Genomic DNA, 14,357 nt, shown 5'->3' with positions numbered 1-14,357 from the left:
CTCACGTAAGGGGGTGGGTCGGAGCGGGCCTGTTGTCGGGGCGTAAAGCGAAGCAGCCCCGACAACAGGCCCGCGGAGGCCCGCCCCCGCACATTGACAGCCCCGCGCAGCGGACAACGCCCCCCGCAGGGGCAACGGCGCCGCACCCGGCAACGGACAAGGACCACCCCTAACCCCAAGCCGTGCGCAGCACGTACCGTGAAGCCATGACGAGCATCGGTGGTGCCGAGATGGTCGACTGGAAACTCGCGGTGGCGACCGCGACCCGGCTGGTGCGGCCCGGTCCCGAGGTCAGCCGCGACGAGGCGCGCGAGGTGGTCGCCGAGCTGCGCCGGCACGCGAAGACGTCGGAGGAGCACGTCCGGGCGTTCACCCGGATGTCGCCTCCTCCCCCGGGGCCGGGGGAGGACCCCGACGCCGTGGACACCCCGGTGCTCGTCGTGGACCGCGCCGGGTGGATCAAGGCGAACGTGGCCGGTTTCCGGGCCCTGCTGGGGCCGCTGCTGGAGAAGATGCAGAACCGGCGCGGCAGTGCGCCGGGCGGGGCCGTCCTGGGGGCCGTCGGCGGCAAGGTGACCGGCGTGGAGCTGGGCATGCTGCTGTCGTTCCTGGCGTCCAGGGTGCTGGGGCAGTACGAGACGTTCGCGCCGGCCACCCGGGACCTGCCGGGGGCGGAGGGCGGCGGCGGCCGCCTGCTGCTGGTGGCGCCGAACATCGTGCACGTCGAGCGCGAGCTGGAGGTGGACCCGCACGACTTCCGGCTGTGGGTGTGCCTGCACGAGGAGACGCACCGGACGCAGTTCACGGCGGTGCCCTGGCTGCGGGACCACATCGAGGGCGAGATCCAGGCGTTCCTGGGCGAGACGGAGGTCGACCCGGCGACGCTGCTGGAGCGGATCCGGGAGGCCGCCCAGGCGCTGGTGGGCGGCAGGGGGCCGGAGGACGGCGAGGGCGAGCGGGAGTCGCGCAGCATCGTTGATCTGGTGCAGACGCCGGCGCAGCGGGAGATCCTGGCCCGGCTGACGGCGGTGATGTCGCTGCTGGAGGGCCACGCGGACTACGTGATGGACGGGGTGGGGCCGCAGGTCGTGCCGTCGGTCGTGGAGATCCGGGAGAAGTTCCAGCAGCGCCGGGCGACCGGCGCGGGCCGGCTGGACCAGGCGCTGCGCAAGCTGTTGGGCCTGGACGCCAAGCTCCGGCAGTACCGTGATGGTGAGCGTTTTGTACGAGCGGTCGTCGACGAGGTCGGTATGGACGGTTTCAACCGGGTCTGGACGTCCCCGAACACGCTCCCGACCAAGGCGGAGATCGCCAAACCGGCGGACTGGGTCGCACGGGTGCACGGTCGTACGGACTCCTGAAGCGGAAGCTCCTCCTCCGGGTGGAACGACTCCGTAATCACCCGTCCGAGGGACCGTGGGCCAGGGGTGGGCGTGCGATGCTCGGGTAATGGCTCGCTTCTGTCACCATCGACGCACACAGCGTGACTGAAGCCTGGAAGCTCGCGCAGCTCCGAACGATCTCCATATGGAACGATTGGACACACGGACATGGGTCCACATCCCGCGGTCGCCGCGATACGCCTGGCGGTCCGCCGCGTACTCCACGACGTCCTCACCCCCACCTCACCCGCATCCGTCCCCCCCGTCCCGTCCGGCGCCACCGGCCGGCCGCCGCTCGTCCTCGTCGCCTGCTCCGGCGGCGCCGACTCCATGGCGCTGGCCTCGGCCCTCGCCTTCGAGGCTCCCAAACTCGGCATCCGGGCCGGCGGGGTCACCGTCGACCACGGCCTCCAGGACGGCTCCGACCTCCGCGCCGCCGAGGTCGTCAGCCGGCTGGCCGCCTTCGGCCTCGACCCCGTCGAAGCCGTCACGGTCGCCGTCGGCAGGGAGGGCGGCCCCGAGGCCGCCGCCCGTGACGCCCGCTACGCCGCCCTGGACGCCGCCGCGGAGCGGCACGGCGCCGCGGCGATCCTGCTCGGCCACACCCGCGACGACCAGGCGGAGACGGTCCTGCTCGGCCTCGCCCGCGGCTCGGGCATCCGCTCGCTCTCCGGCATGGCCGTCGCCTCCGGCAGGGACGGCCGCTACCGCAGGCCGTTCCTGGGCCTCGATCGCCAGACCGCCCGCAAGGCGTGCATGGTCCAGTCCCTGCCCGTCTGGGACGACCCGCACAACGCCGACCCGGCCTACACCCGCTCCCGGGTCCGCCACGAAGCGCTGCCCGTCCTGGAGAAGGCGCTCGGCAAGGGCGTGGTCGAGGCCCTCGCCCGCACCGCCCAGCTCTCCCGGGACGACGCCGACGCCCTCGACGGCTGGGCCGCCGCCGTCGAGCCGTCCGTGCGGGACGACAGCGGCGCCCTGGAGGCCGCCAAGCTCTTCGCGCTGCCCCCCGCCGTCCGCCGCCGGGTCCTGCGGCGCGCGGCCATCTCGGCGGGCTCACCGGCCGGTTCGCTCTTCGCCCGGCACATCGAGGAAGTCGACCGGCTGATCACCGGCTGGCGCGGCCAGGGGGCCATCAATCTGCCCGGGCGCGTCGCGGTCCGCAGGCAGGGTGGCAGACTGGTGCTCCGGCAGGGCTGATTCGAACGAGCACGAATGAGCCCTGGCTCTCCTCGAACAAGCCGGATGAGCCGTAAACAAACGAGAGTGGCGCGTGGACGACAAGGACATGGGCACCGACCTCAAGTCGGTGCTCATCACCAAGGAAGAGATCGACGCCAAGCTGGCTGAGCTGGCCGCGAAGATCGATGCGGAGTACGCGGGCAAGGACCTGCTCATCGTCGGTGTCCTCAAGGGCGCCGTGATGGTGATGGCGGACCTGGCGCGTGCGCTGTCCACCCCCGTGACGATGGACTGGATGGCCGTGTCCTCGTACGGTGCGGGCACCCAGTCCTCCGGAGTGGTCCGGATCCTCAAGGACCTCGACACCGACATCAAGGGCAAGGACGTCCTGATCGTCGAGGACATCATCGACTCCGGCCTGACGCTGTCCTGGCTGCTGTCGAACCTCGGCTCCCGGGAGCCCGCCTCCCTCAACGTCGTGACGCTCCTGCGCAAGCCGGAGGCGGCCAAGGTTGCCATCGACGTGAAGTGGGTCGGCTTCGACATCCCCAACGAGTTCGTCGTCGGCTACGGTCTCGACTTCGCCGAGAAGTACCGCAACCTCCCCTTCGTGGGCACCCTCGCGCCGCACGTCTACGGCGGCTAGGGCCCCCGGCCCCGGACGGGCTTTCTCCAAGGCGGGAACCGACCGACGGTTTCCGCCGTTGGAGCATGGGAAGGCGGGTTGGTTGACCGTCTGCGGCAGCGTCAGGTGACAATGCTGGGGTACCGTCCGAAGGTCAGTCTTTTCAAGCATTCTTTTTCTACACCGCAAGGTCGAGCAGAACACCGTACGCACAGGCACCCCGCACGGGGCAGCCGTGCCTCACTGTGGCAGGAGGGACGGGGCGCTCGCGCCCCGTATGGATGGACGTGAAGCGCTACTTCCGTGGGCCGGTCATGTGGATCGTGCTGGCCGTCCTCGCCGTGGTCGTGTTGATGCAGGTCGTCGGCTCGTCCGGCGGCTACAAGTCGGTGGACACCAGCCAGGTCGTGCAGGCGATCGCCAAGGACCAGGTGAAATCGGCCGAGCTGACCACCGGCGACGAGAACAAGATCAAGGTCGAGCTCAAGGACGGCCAGAAGGTCAAGGGCAGCAGTAAGGTCCAGGCCAACTACATCGACATCCAGGGTGTCGATCTGGCCAAGACCCTGCAGGCCAACGCCGAGAAGAACATGATCCCGGAGGGGTACAACGTCTCGACGTCGAAGCAGAACCCGTTCATCGGTGTCCTGCTGTCGTTGCTGCCGTTCGTCCTCATCGTCGTGGTCTTCCTGTTCCTGATGAACCAGATGCAGGGCGGCGGCTCCCGCGTCATGCAGTTCGGGAAGTCCAAGGCCAAGCTGATCACCAAGGACACCCCCAAGACGACCTTCGCCGATGTGGCCGGGTCCGACGAGGCGGTCGAGGAGCTCCACGAGATCAAGGAGTTCCTCCAGGAGCCGGCGAAGTTCCAGGCCGTCGGCGCCAAGATCCCCAAGGGTGTGCTGCTCTACGGCCCGCCCGGTACGGGCAAGACCCTGCTGGCGCGTGCCGTCGCCGGCGAGGCGGGCGTCCCCTTCTACTCGATCTCCGGCTCCGACTTCGTCGAGATGTTCGTGGGTGTCGGCGCCTCGCGCGTCCGTGACCTCTTCGAGCAGGCCAAGGCCAACGCCCCGGCCATCGTCTTCGTCGACGAGATCGACGCCGTCGGCCGGCACCGCGGCGCGGGCCTCGGCGGCGGTCACGACGAGCGGGAGCAGACCCTCAACCAGCTCCTGGTCGAGATGGACGGCTTCGACGTCAAGGGCGGCGTCATCCTGATCGCCGCCACCAACCGCCCGGACATCCTCGACCCGGCGCTGCTGCGCCCGGGCCGTTTCGACCGGCAGATCGCCGTCGACCGTCCGGACATGCAGGGCCGCCTGGAGATCCTCAAGGTTCACCAGAAGGGCAAGCCGGTCGCCCCGGACGTCGACCTCTCGGCCGTCGCCCGGCGCACCCCCGGCTTCACCGGTGCCGATCTCTCCAACGTGCTGAACGAGGCCGCCCTGCTGACGGCCCGCAGCGACAAGAAGCTGATCGACAACCACTCGCTGGACGAGGCGATCGACCGTGTCGTGGCCGGACCGCAGAAGCGGACCCGGATCATGAGCGACAAGGAAAAGAAGATCACCGCGTACCACGAGGGCGGTCACGCCCTGGTGGCGGCGGCGTCGCCGAACTCCGACCCGGTGCACAAGATCACGATCTTGTCCCGCGGCCGTGCGCTCGGCTACACCATGGTCCTGCCCGACGAGGACAAGTACTCCACCACGCGCAACGAGATGCTCGACCAGCTCGCGTACATGCTGGGCGGCCGCGCGGCCGAGGAGCTCGTCTTCCACGACCCGACCACGGGTGCCGCGAACGACATCGAGAAGGCCACCGCCACGGCCCGCGCGATGGTCACGCAGTACGGCATGACCGAGCGGCTGGGTGCGATCAAGTTCGGCTCGGACAACAGCGAGCCGTTCCTGGGCCGGGAGATGTCGCACCAGCGCGACTACTCCGAAGAGGTCGCCGCCCTGGTCGACGAAGAGGTCAAGAAGCTCATCGAGACCGCGCACAACGAAGCGTGGGAGATCCTCGTCGAGAACCGCGACGTTCTCGACAACCTGGTTCTGGCCCTCCTGGAGAAGGAGACGCTGAACAAGGAGGAGATCGCCGAGGTCTTCAAGCACATCGTGAAGCGCCCGGCCCGCCCGGCGTGGACCGGCTCCTCGCGCCGTACGCCCTCGACCCGCCCGCCGGTGATCTCCCCCAAGGAGCTCGCACCGAGCAACGGCGGCCAGAGCGTCGAGACGGTCGACCTCCCGGACGAGCCCCGTCCGGAGGTCTGAGCCGGCTGATCGGCCCGGTCCCTGACCCAGGGCCCGGAATGGATGCCGCGTCACCCAGGTTTTAGCCTGGGGACGCGGCATTCCGCATTTCCGGCCGCTCCCGGCCTGTGTGCACGTACGAGAGAACGAGGCAACCCCATGACCGACCCGGTGACGCTGGACGCCGAGGACTCCATCGGCGCGTTCGACGAGAAGCGGGCCGAGAGCGCCGTACGGGAGCTGCTCCTCGCCGTGGGCGAGGACCCCGACCGGGAGGGGCTGCGGGAGACGCCGGCCCGCGTGGCGCGCGCGTACAAGGAGATATTCGCGGGGCTGTGGCAGGAGCCGGAGTCGGTGCTGACCACGACGTTCGACCTGGGCCACGACGAGATGGTGCTCGTCAAGGACATCGAGGTCTACAGCACGTGCGAGCACCACCTGGTGCCCTTCCACGGCGTGGCGCACGTCGGCTACATCCCGTCGACGAGCGGCAAGATCACGGGCCTGTCTAAGCTGGCCCGGCTGGTGGACGTCTACGCCCGCCGGCCGCAGGTGCAGGAGCGGCTGACCACGCAGATCGCCGACTCGCTGATGGAGATCCTGGAGCCGCGCGGCGTGGTCGTGGTGATCGAGTGCGAGCACATGTGCATGTCCATGCGCGGCATCCGCAAGCCCGGCGCGAAGACGCTGACGTCGGCGGTGCGGGGCCAGCTGCGGGACCCCGCCACCCGCGCCGAGGCGATGAGTCTGATCATGGCCCGCTGAACGGGCTCGGCGTAGTCCGGTGTGGTCGACCCGCGCCCGAAGGGGCGCGGGGAACTGCGCGACCAGGCACGATGTGCCCGCAGGCAATGCGCCCGACTTCCGCCTGCGGAGCGCTTACGCCTGGAGGCGGCCGGCCATCCACTGGAGCGTCGGGTTCAGCTCACGGCGCCAGGTGTTGAAGTTGTGGCCGCCGCTGTCCAGGACGATCGAGGAGACCCGGGCGGAGCCCTTGGCGGCCTCGATGAACTTCATGGTGTCCTTGTAGTTGTGCTCGCCCTGCTTGCTGGTGGTCACCAGCACGGAGATGGGCGGGGTCGGCACGTTCTTCAGCCGCCACAGCACGTCGTTCTCCTTCTCCAGCTTCTTGTTGCCGCCGAAGAGGTCACCGGTCGTGGGGTCCTGCAGGGCCTTGTAGTAGCCGGAGAGCGAGGCCGCCGCGCCGAAGGCGTCGGGGTTGCGCATCGCGATCTTCAAGGCGCAGTAGCCGCCGGTGGAGTTGCCGATCATTCCCCAGTTCGCGGCCTTGTCACCGACGCGGTAGTGCTGGGAGATGGCTTTCCGCAGGTCCTTCGTGAAGAAGGTCTCGGCCTGCGGGCCGTTGGGTATGTTGATGCATTCGGTGTCCCGCTGGCCCACGACGGAGGGGCGCATCATCACCAGAATGGTGGGCTGCATCTTCTTCGCCTTGGCGAGCTTGTGCGCCCGCACCGGGTAGTCCAGACCCTTGATGAGGGCCTCGGACGTGCCCGGGTAGCCCGTCAGGACGACCGAGGCGGGAAAGGTCTTCTTCGCGTACTCCGGCTGGAAGTACTCCGGCGGCAGATAGACGTACGCCGGACCGCTGATCTTCGACTCGATGCCCGCGATGTTGATCTTCTCGATCTTGCCGCCGGCGCGCGGGACGTTGCCGCGCGGCACCTTGACCGGCTGGGTGCCCACGACCTGCACCCGGTTGTCCGCGGCGCTGTGGTCGACGACGATGCCCTCTTCCTTGACCTGACCGAAGAGGTCGGCCCAGGAGCCGTAGAAGCCGAAGGACTGGTTGGCCCAGAGGCCGACGGCCGCGAAGAGCGTCAGCTGGGTGGCGAGCAACATGCCCACCCGGGCGAGAACGGCCCCGATGCTCTTCTTGCCCAGTCGGGGCCAGAGCCAAATGGTCAAAGCGAAGAGCACTACCGCCGCCGCTATGGCAAGCAGCAGAACCGCCATGCTGGTGAGACCCATGAGGTGCTTTCTGCCGAGCGACCCGGCACAGGGTCGCGGAATGGTTACTTCTTTCCGGGCTCGGCCCCCGGCGGAACCTCAACCCCGAAACCGTCGTCCTACAGGGCGCATAAAGTCCGGGCGCTGCCGCCAAACGGCGCAGGTCCACTCGACAGGACGACGGGAAGAGATGTCTGTCAGGGTAGATGGCAAAAAGTCCGATGGGGTTCCCGAGGGGACCCAGCGACTGTCGAGGCTCGGGCGCATCGTCAGAGGGCCAAAGCCCGAGAACGTGCCTGCCGTCGTGGGCACGGTCGCCGCGCTCATCGGTCTGGCGGACATCGTGGCCGGGGTCGTCCCCCGGTACCGGTGGAGCAGGATGCACACGCTCTCCGAGGTGCTCCCCGGCACCGTCACGCAGCTGGCCGCGGCCGGCTCGATCATCGTCGGCATCCTGCTGCTGATGCTCGCCCACGGCCTCAAGCGCGCCAAGCAGCGCGCCTGGCTGGCCGCCGTGCTCGTCCTGCCCGTCGGCGCCGCCGCGCAGCTGATCTACCAGCACTCCCGTCTCGGTACCGCGCTGACGCTGCTGCTCTTCGTCTACCTGCTGCGGCACAAGAAGTCCTTCGCCGCGCTGCCGGACCCGCGCAGCCGCTGGAAGGCGCTCGCCAACTTCATCCTCATGGGCGCGGCCAGCTTCGGCCTCGGCTGGGTGATCGTCGGCTCGCACGCCGACAAGATGGTCGGCAACCCGCCGGTGCTGGAGCAGATCGAGCACGTCGTCTGGGGCCTCTTCGGCTTCGAGGGCTCGATCCGCTACACCGGTGGCGTCGACTACACCGTCGGCTACTCCCTCGGCGCCCTCGGCCTGCTGACCATCGCGACCACCGCGTACCTGGCCTTCCGGCCGGAGCACCCGGCCGCCGTGCTCACCGAGGAGGACGAGGACCGGCTGCGGGAGCTGCTCGCCAAGCACGGCGCCCGCGACTCCCTCGGCCACTTCGCGCTGCGCCGCGACAAGAGCGTCGTCTTCTCCCCGTCGGGCAAGGCCGCCGTCACCTACCGCGTCGTCTCCGGCGTCATGCTCGCCAGCGGTGACCCGATCGGCGACGTCGAGGCGTGGCCGGGCGCCATAGAGCAGTTCATGATCCTGGCCAAGCGCCACTCCTGGACGCCCGCCGTCAACGGCTGCAGCGAGACCGGCGGCGAGGTGTGGACCCGCGAGACCGGCCTGGACGCGCTGGAGCTGGGCGACGAGGCGATCGTCGACGTCCCCGACTTCACCCTCACCGGCCGCTCGATGCGAAACGTCCGCCAGATGGTCAAGCGCATCGAGCGCAACGGCTACACCACCAAGGTGCGGCGCGTCGGCGACCTGAGCGCCGAGGAGCTCGCGGTCGTCCAGCAGGCCGCCGACGGCTGGCGCGACACCGACACCGAGCGCGGCTTCTCCATGGCCCTGGGCCGCATCGGCGACCCCAAGGACCTGGACGCCGTCATCGCCACCGCCCACAAGGCCCCGGAGGAGGGCGAGGAGCCCGGCCCGTACGGGGACCTCAAGGCCATGCAGCACTTCGTGCCGTGGGGCCCGGACGGCATGTCGCTGGAGCTGATGCGCCGCGACCGCAGCGCCGACCCCGGCATGAACGAGCTGCTGATCGTCGCCTCCCTGCAGGCCGCGCCCGAGCTGAAGATCAAGCAGGTGTCGCTGAACTTCGCGATGTTCCGCTCGGCGCTGGAGCGCGGTGAGCGCCTGGGCGCCGGCCCGGTGCTGCGCGGCTGGCGCGGGCTGCTGATCTTCCTCTCGCGCTGGTTCCAGATCGAGTCGCTGTACAAGTTCAACGAGAAGTTCCGGCCGCGCTGGGAGCCGCGCTTCGTGGTCTTCCCCAACAGTCGCGACCTGCCGCGCATCGGCTTCGCGATGATGCAGGCCGAGGGCTTCGTGACGCTGTCGATGCCGCGCCCCTGGCGTCGCCGCCCGGCCGAGCCGAAGCCGTGCGAGCACGACGACGAGAAGGTCTCGGCCTCGGAGGTCACGCGCGCCGCGTGAGCGAGTGACGGTGGCCGGGAGGCCCTGTCCGGAAGTGCCCCCTCGCGGGGCTCGTCCGGGCGGGGCCTTCGCCGTATCCGGACCCCGGCCGTACGGCGGGCGCGCCGGTCACGCGCCGGTCGGCTTCCGGGCGGGCGGCGCGGCCGGTGCGGCACGCCCTAGGCTGGTGGGCATGAGTACGTTGCGCGGTCGATTCGGGCCCGTCGGTCTGCCGGAGTGGGACCGCTGTGCGGTGATGGGCGTGGTCAACGTCACGCCTGATTCGTTCTCCGACGGCGGTAGCTGGTTCGACACCGAGGTGGCCGTCAAGCGGGGCCTGGACCTGGTCGCCGGGGGTGCCGACCTGGTCGACGTGGGCGGCGAGTCCACCCGGCCGGGGGCGCCGCGGGTGGACGAGGCCGAGGAGCTGCGCCGGGTCATCCCGGTGGTCCGCGGGCTGGCCGGCGAGGGGGTGCGGGTGTCCGTGGACACCATGCGCGCCTCGGTCGCCGAGGCGGCCGTCGCGGCCGGCGCCGTGCTGGTCAACGACGTGAGCGGGGGCCTCGCGGACCCGGCGATGGTGCCGGTGGTGGCCGCTGCCGGAGTGCCCTTCGTGGTGATGCACTGGCGCGGCTTCAGCGCCGACATGAACAGCCGCGCGGTGTACACGGACGTGGTCGGCGAGGTCCTCGCCGAACTGCGGCAGCGGCTGGACGCGGTGATCGCCGGGGGCGTCGACCCGGACCGGGTGGTGATCGACCCCGGGCTGGGCTTCGCGAAGAACGCCGAGCACGACCTGGCCCTCGTCGCCCAGCTGGCCCGGCTCCGGGCGGAGCTGGACCGTCCGGTGCTGGTGGCGGCCTCCCGCAAGCGGTTCCTGGGCCGGGTGCTGGCCGGGGACGAGGGCAGCCCCCCGCCGGCCCGGGAGCGGGACGCGGCGACGGCGGCGGTGTCGGCGATCGCCGCGCGCGAGGGCGCGTGGGCGGTGCGGGTGCACGAGGTCCGGGCGAGCGCGGACGCGGTGCGGGTGGTGCGGGCCGTAGAGGAAGCGGCGGAGGCGGCGCGCACGGCGCGCGGCGCCGGCGCCGAGGGGGCCGTGTGAGCCCCGCTCGTACGGACAGCGAGCGGGTCGAGCTCGCCAACACCGCCCTGTACGAGGCGGTGGAGCGCGGCGACACCACGGCCATGGGGGAGCTCTGGCTGGACGACAGCGGCGCTGACGGCATCGAGGTGTCCTGTGTGCACCCGGGGTGGCCGGTGCTGCGGGGACGGGCCGAGGTGCTCCGCTCCTACGCGCTGATCATGGCGAGCACCGACTACATCCAGTTCTTCCTGACGGACGTCGAGGTCGCGGTGGCCGGTGACACGGCGCTGGTGACGTGCACGGAGAACATCCTCAGCGGCGGCCCGGCCGAGGAGGAGGGCGAGCTGGGCCCGCTGGTCGGGCAGCTCGTCGTGGCGACGAACGTCTTCCGGCGGGTCGGCGAGCAGTGGAAGGTGTGGTCGCACCACGGCTCGCCGGTGCTCGCCGGGCGCGAGGACGAGGAGGACGGCCCCGACGCCGCGGACGGGCCGGCCGGCCCGGACGGCGGCGCCGGGGCCTGACCGGGCGGGTTCCCGTCAGTGTGGTGCGTCACTGCCGGGAGGTGGCGGCCACCCGTTCGGGCTGCTCGTCCGCAGGGTAGGGGTGGAGGGCGCGGTTCGGGGGCAGTCGTGGCGCGAGCCGGTCGGCGGCACCGGTGGCCCTTGTCCGTACTGTCCGGAGTGTCCACACTCTCGTAGGTATCCGCCTTCGTCCTGAAATGTCGAGAGATATCGGCAGGATCGCTCGGCGTTCATGTGCGAAAGCTGTCGGTGCTCGCAGGTAGATTCGAAGTGGGTACCCCGGCCGAGGGCGGGGGACGGGCGGCGTACCGGCGGCGGTGCGCCCGCGCCATACCGACGACCAGCAGGAGTGATTCGTGTGGATCGTGTCGCGCTGCGCGGCTTGAAGGCTCGCGGGCACCACGGGGTGTTCCCCCGGGAGCGCGAGGAGGGCCAGACCTTCATCGTGGACCTGGTGCTGAGTCTGGACACCCGGCCCGCCGCGGCCGACGACGACCTCGCGAAGACCGTGCACTACGGCGTGGTGGCGGAGGAGGTCGTCGACGTCGTCCAGGGCGAGCCCGTGGACCTCATCGAGACCCTCGCCGAGCGGATCGCCGAGCAGTGTCTCAAGCACGACGCGGTACGGGAGGTCGAGGTGGTCGTCCACAAGCCGGACGCTCCGATCACCGTGCCTTTTGACGATGTGACGATCACTATTACCCGGAGCCGAGTATGAGCAGCAGCGACCCGACCGTGCAGCCGGTGCCCGCCTCCGTGATGGAGCAGGTGGACGCCGCCGACGTGACGCTGAGCAACCCGCAGCGCGCCGTGATCTCCCTGGGCAGCAATCTCGGCAACCGCCTGGAGACCCTCCAGGGCGCGATCGACGCGCTGGAGGACACCCCCGGCCTGCGGGTCAAGGCCGTGTCCCCGGTCTACGAGACGGAGCCGTGGGGCGTCGACCCGCGGACGCAGCCCTCGTACTACAACGCCGTGGTGCTGGTGAAGACCACGCTCCCGCCGTCGTCGCTGCTGGAGCGCGGCCACGCGATCGAGGAAGCCTTCGAGCGGGTGCGGGACGAGCGCTGGGGCCCCCGGACCCTCGATGTCGACATCGTCAGCTACCAGGACGTCGTCTCCGACGATCCCGTGCTGACCCTGCCCCACCCGCGCGTCCACGAGCGTGCCTTCGTGCTGGCGCCGTGGTACGACGTGGATCCGGAGGCCGTCGTCCCCGGGCGCGGTCCGGTGTCCGAGCTGCTGGCCGGCGTCGGCCGGGACGGGGTGGCCCCCCGGGTCGACCTGGAACTCCGACTGCCCGAGTAGGCGTTGGGCCGGTGTAGTTTCCGTGCGCTGAGGGACGTATGAGATGAGAGGCGACAGCCCGGTGCTTCGATCTTCCGGAGGAGCGGCCCAGTGAGGCAACTGCGGGTCAGGGTGCTGGCCGGGCTGTTCGCCGTGGCCGGAGTGGTGTCCTGGGCGGGCGCCCGGCTGTGGGACGCGTACGGCACGCTGCCGAGCGTGCCCGTGGCCGCGCCCATCGTGCTGGCGGTCATCGCCGCCGTCCTGGCCGCGACGGCCCTCTCGCTGCGCTCCCGGCTGAAGGCCCAGCGCGAGCGGCGCCCCGGCGCGAAGGGCGTCGACCCGCTGGTCGCGGCCCGCGCGGTGGTCTTCGGCCAGGCGAGCGCGCTGGTCGCGGCACTGGTGGCGGGCATGTACGGCGGGGTGGGCGCCTTCCTCCTCATCGACGGGGTGGATACCTCCATCCGCCGCGACCAGGTGATCTACGCGGCCATGTCGGTGGTGGCCGGGGTCTGCGTGGTGATCGCGGCCCTCTTCCTGGAGCGCGTATGCCGCCTCCCGGAGGACGACGACGAGGAACGGGGCGACGCGGGGACGGCACCGGCGTAGGGACGGCAGCGGCGCCCCGAAAGGGGCGCGGGGAACTGCGCGACCAGCCACAACGCGCCCGCAGGCGCCCCCGGCAGGGCAGGGCGCCGCAGACACCTGAACCCACCAGGCGCCCCGTTTCGTCGGCGGCCCCCGCCGGAGGCTCTACGCGTCGGCCACTGTCTCCAGAGCCACATCCGCCCTGGCCGCCCCCCGGGCGTCCGCGTCGATCGAGCGGCGCAGCGCCTCGTGGAGGCGGGCCGGGGTGAGGACGCCCAGGAAGTGATCGGCCCGTTCGCCGTCGAGGACCGCGATCCAGCCCGCGTCGTGCTGGAGCATCGTGCTGAACGCCTGCTTGAGCGAGGCGCCCACGGGCAGCCATGCGTCCATGCGGCGCGAGTGGTCGGCCACGGTGCCGCCGGCGGCACCGTGGAGCGCGTCGGCGGAGACCCACCCGTGCAGGCCGTCGGAGTGGTCCAGGACCACGGCCCAGCGGCCGCCCTCGGCGGTGAGCCGGGCGGCGGCGCGGTCCACGGGGTCGTCGAGGTGGAGGACCGGGGGCTGCTCCAGGTCGCCGGGCTCGATGGAGGTGACCGACAGCCGCTTCAGGCCGCGGTCGGCGCCGACGAAGTCCGCGACGTAAGGGGTGGCGGGGGTGCCCAGGACCGCCGCCGGCGGGTCGAACTGTTCGATGCGGCCCTCGCCGTAGACCGCGATGCGGTCACCGAGCCGCACGGCCTCCTCGATGTCGTGCGTGACGAAGAGGACGGTCTTACGGACCTGCGACTGCAACCGCAGGAACTCGGTCTGGAGCCGTTCGCGGACCACCGGGTCGACCGCGCCGAAGGGCTCGTCCATCAGGAGGACGGGCGGGTCGGCGGCCAGCGCGCGGGCCACGCCGACCCGCTGGCGCTGCCCGCCCGAGAGCTGCTCGGGGTAGCGGTCGCCGTAGACGGCCGGGTCGAGGCCCACCAGGTCCAGCAGCTCGGCGGCGCGGGCGCGGGCCTTCTTGCGCTGCCAGCCCAGCAGGTGCGGGACGGTCGCGGTGTTCTCCAGCACCGTCTTGTGCGGGAAGAGGCCGACCTGCTGGATGACGTAGCCGATCCGGCGGCGCAGCTCGACCGGGTCGACCGAGGCGATGTCCTCGCCGTCGAGGAAGATCCGGCCGCTGGTGGGCTCGATGAGCCGGTTGACCATCTTCATGGTCGTGGTCTTGCCGCAGCCCGACGGCCCGACGAGCGTGACCAGCTCTCCCTCGGCCACCTCGAAGGACAGGTCGTCCACGGCGGTGGTGCCGTCGGCGTAGCGCTTGCTGACGTGCTCGAAGCGGATCATGGTTCCCCATTCTGGCCGTTCTGCCTCCCGACATTGTTGCCGTTGTGTGGCGCCGGACTCGAATGTCAGTGCCCGGGGTTAGGGTCGCTGGTAACCGACGGTCA

General features: G+C 70.8%; 13 protein-coding genes. 11 read left to right on the top strand and 2 right to left on the bottom strand.

From position 1 onward, the window contains the following. Window positions 1-206: 206 nt before the first annotated feature. The 5 genes from ABZ951_RS26880 to folE all read left to right on the top strand — a co-directional run bounded on the left by ABZ951_RS26880 (window position 207) and on the right by folE (window position 6,209). Window positions 207-1,361 carry a zinc-dependent metalloprotease gene (locus ABZ951_RS26880; RefSeq protein ID WP_344096943.1) on the top strand — a complete coding sequence of 385 codons (1,155 nt, stop codon included), beginning with the start codon at window positions 207-209 and terminating at the stop codon, window positions 1,359-1,361. A gap of 189 nt (window positions 1,362-1,550) precedes the next feature. Beyond that, window positions 1,551-2,582 carry a tRNA lysidine(34) synthetase TilS gene (gene tilS, locus ABZ951_RS26875; protein WP_344096944.1) on the top strand — a complete coding sequence of 344 codons (1,032 nt, stop codon included), beginning with the start codon at window positions 1,551-1,553 and terminating at the stop codon, window positions 2,580-2,582. Window positions 2,583-2,670: 88 nt separating this feature from the next. Then, window positions 2,671-3,210: a hypoxanthine phosphoribosyltransferase gene (gene hpt / locus ABZ951_RS26870; RefSeq protein ID WP_116215820.1), complete on the top strand. Its 540-nt coding sequence runs from the start codon at window positions 2,671-2,673 to the stop codon at window positions 3,208-3,210. Window positions 3,211-3,470: 260 nt separating this feature from the next. Then, the gene (ftsH, locus tag ABZ951_RS26865; RefSeq protein ID WP_344096946.1) at window positions 3,471-5,465 is read left to right on the top strand and encodes an ATP-dependent zinc metalloprotease FtsH; all 1,995 of its coding nucleotides are present in this window, start codon (window positions 3,471-3,473) and stop codon (window positions 5,463-5,465) included. 138 nt (window positions 5,466-5,603) lie between these two features. Next, a complete protein-coding gene (gene folE, locus ABZ951_RS26860; RefSeq protein WP_344096948.1) occupies window positions 5,604-6,209 on the top strand; it encodes a GTP cyclohydrolase I FolE in 606 nt (201 codons plus the stop codon). Window positions 6,210-6,323: 114 nt separating this feature from the next. Here the strand turns inward: folE and ABZ951_RS26855 are convergent, their stop codons facing one another. Beyond that, complete coding sequence (locus tag ABZ951_RS26855; protein WP_344096950.1) at window positions 6,324-7,433, bottom strand: alpha/beta hydrolase-fold protein; 1,110 nt, start codon at window positions 7,431-7,433, stop codon at window positions 6,324-6,326. Window positions 7,434-7,602: 169 nt separating this feature from the next. On the opposite strand from ABZ951_RS26855, the gene ABZ951_RS26850 reads away from it, so the two are divergent. The 6 genes from ABZ951_RS26850 to ABZ951_RS26825 all read left to right on the top strand — a co-directional run bounded on the left by ABZ951_RS26850 (window position 7,603) and on the right by ABZ951_RS26825 (window position 12,939). Beyond that, window positions 7,603-9,462: a phosphatidylglycerol lysyltransferase domain-containing protein gene (locus ABZ951_RS26850; protein ID WP_344096952.1), complete on the top strand. Its 1,860-nt coding sequence runs from the start codon at window positions 7,603-7,605 to the stop codon at window positions 9,460-9,462. Window positions 9,463-9,634: 172 nt separating this feature from the next. Next, entirely contained in the window at window positions 9,635-10,543 is a 909-nt protein-coding gene (gene folP, locus ABZ951_RS26845) for a dihydropteroate synthase (RefSeq protein WP_344096954.1), read from the top strand. Continuing rightward, entirely contained in the window at window positions 10,540-11,046 is a 507-nt protein-coding gene (locus ABZ951_RS26840) for a nuclear transport factor 2 family protein (RefSeq protein WP_344096956.1), read from the top strand. Before folP ends, ABZ951_RS26840 begins: the two co-directional genes overlap by 4 nt. A 358-nt stretch (window positions 11,047-11,404) precedes the next feature. Then, the gene (gene folB / locus ABZ951_RS26835; protein WP_344096958.1) at window positions 11,405-11,764 is read left to right on the top strand and encodes a dihydroneopterin aldolase; all 360 of its coding nucleotides are present in this window, start codon (window positions 11,405-11,407) and stop codon (window positions 11,762-11,764) included. Beyond that, window positions 11,761-12,354 (top strand): 2-amino-4-hydroxy-6-hydroxymethyldihydropteridine diphosphokinase, encoded by a 594-nt coding sequence (gene folK, locus ABZ951_RS26830; RefSeq protein WP_344096961.1) that lies wholly within the window; start codon window positions 11,761-11,763, stop codon window positions 12,352-12,354. Before folB ends, folK begins: the two co-directional genes overlap by 4 nt. A 90-nt stretch (window positions 12,355-12,444) precedes the next feature. Continuing rightward, on the top strand, window positions 12,445-12,939 hold the full coding sequence (locus ABZ951_RS26825; RefSeq protein WP_344096964.1) for a DUF3180 domain-containing protein: 495 nt from the start codon (window positions 12,445-12,447) through the stop codon (window positions 12,937-12,939). A gap of 144 nt (window positions 12,940-13,083) precedes the next feature. Here ABZ951_RS26825 and ABZ951_RS26820 read toward each other — a convergent pair whose 3' ends face one another. After that, complete coding sequence (locus tag ABZ951_RS26820) at window positions 13,084-14,253, bottom strand: betaine/proline/choline family ABC transporter ATP-binding protein (RefSeq protein ID WP_344096966.1); 1,170 nt, start codon at window positions 14,251-14,253, stop codon at window positions 13,084-13,086. Window positions 14,254-14,357 lie beyond the last annotated feature (104 nt).

Origin of the sequence: Streptomyces sp. NPDC046215, assembly GCF_040646215.1 — a bacterium.
GTDB classification, from domain to species: domain Bacteria; phylum Actinomycetota; class Actinomycetes; order Streptomycetales; family Streptomycetaceae; genus Streptomyces; species Streptomyces stramineus.
The sequence above is the reverse complement of the archived record's forward strand: the minus strand, read 5'-3'. Positions and strand labels throughout refer to the sequence as shown.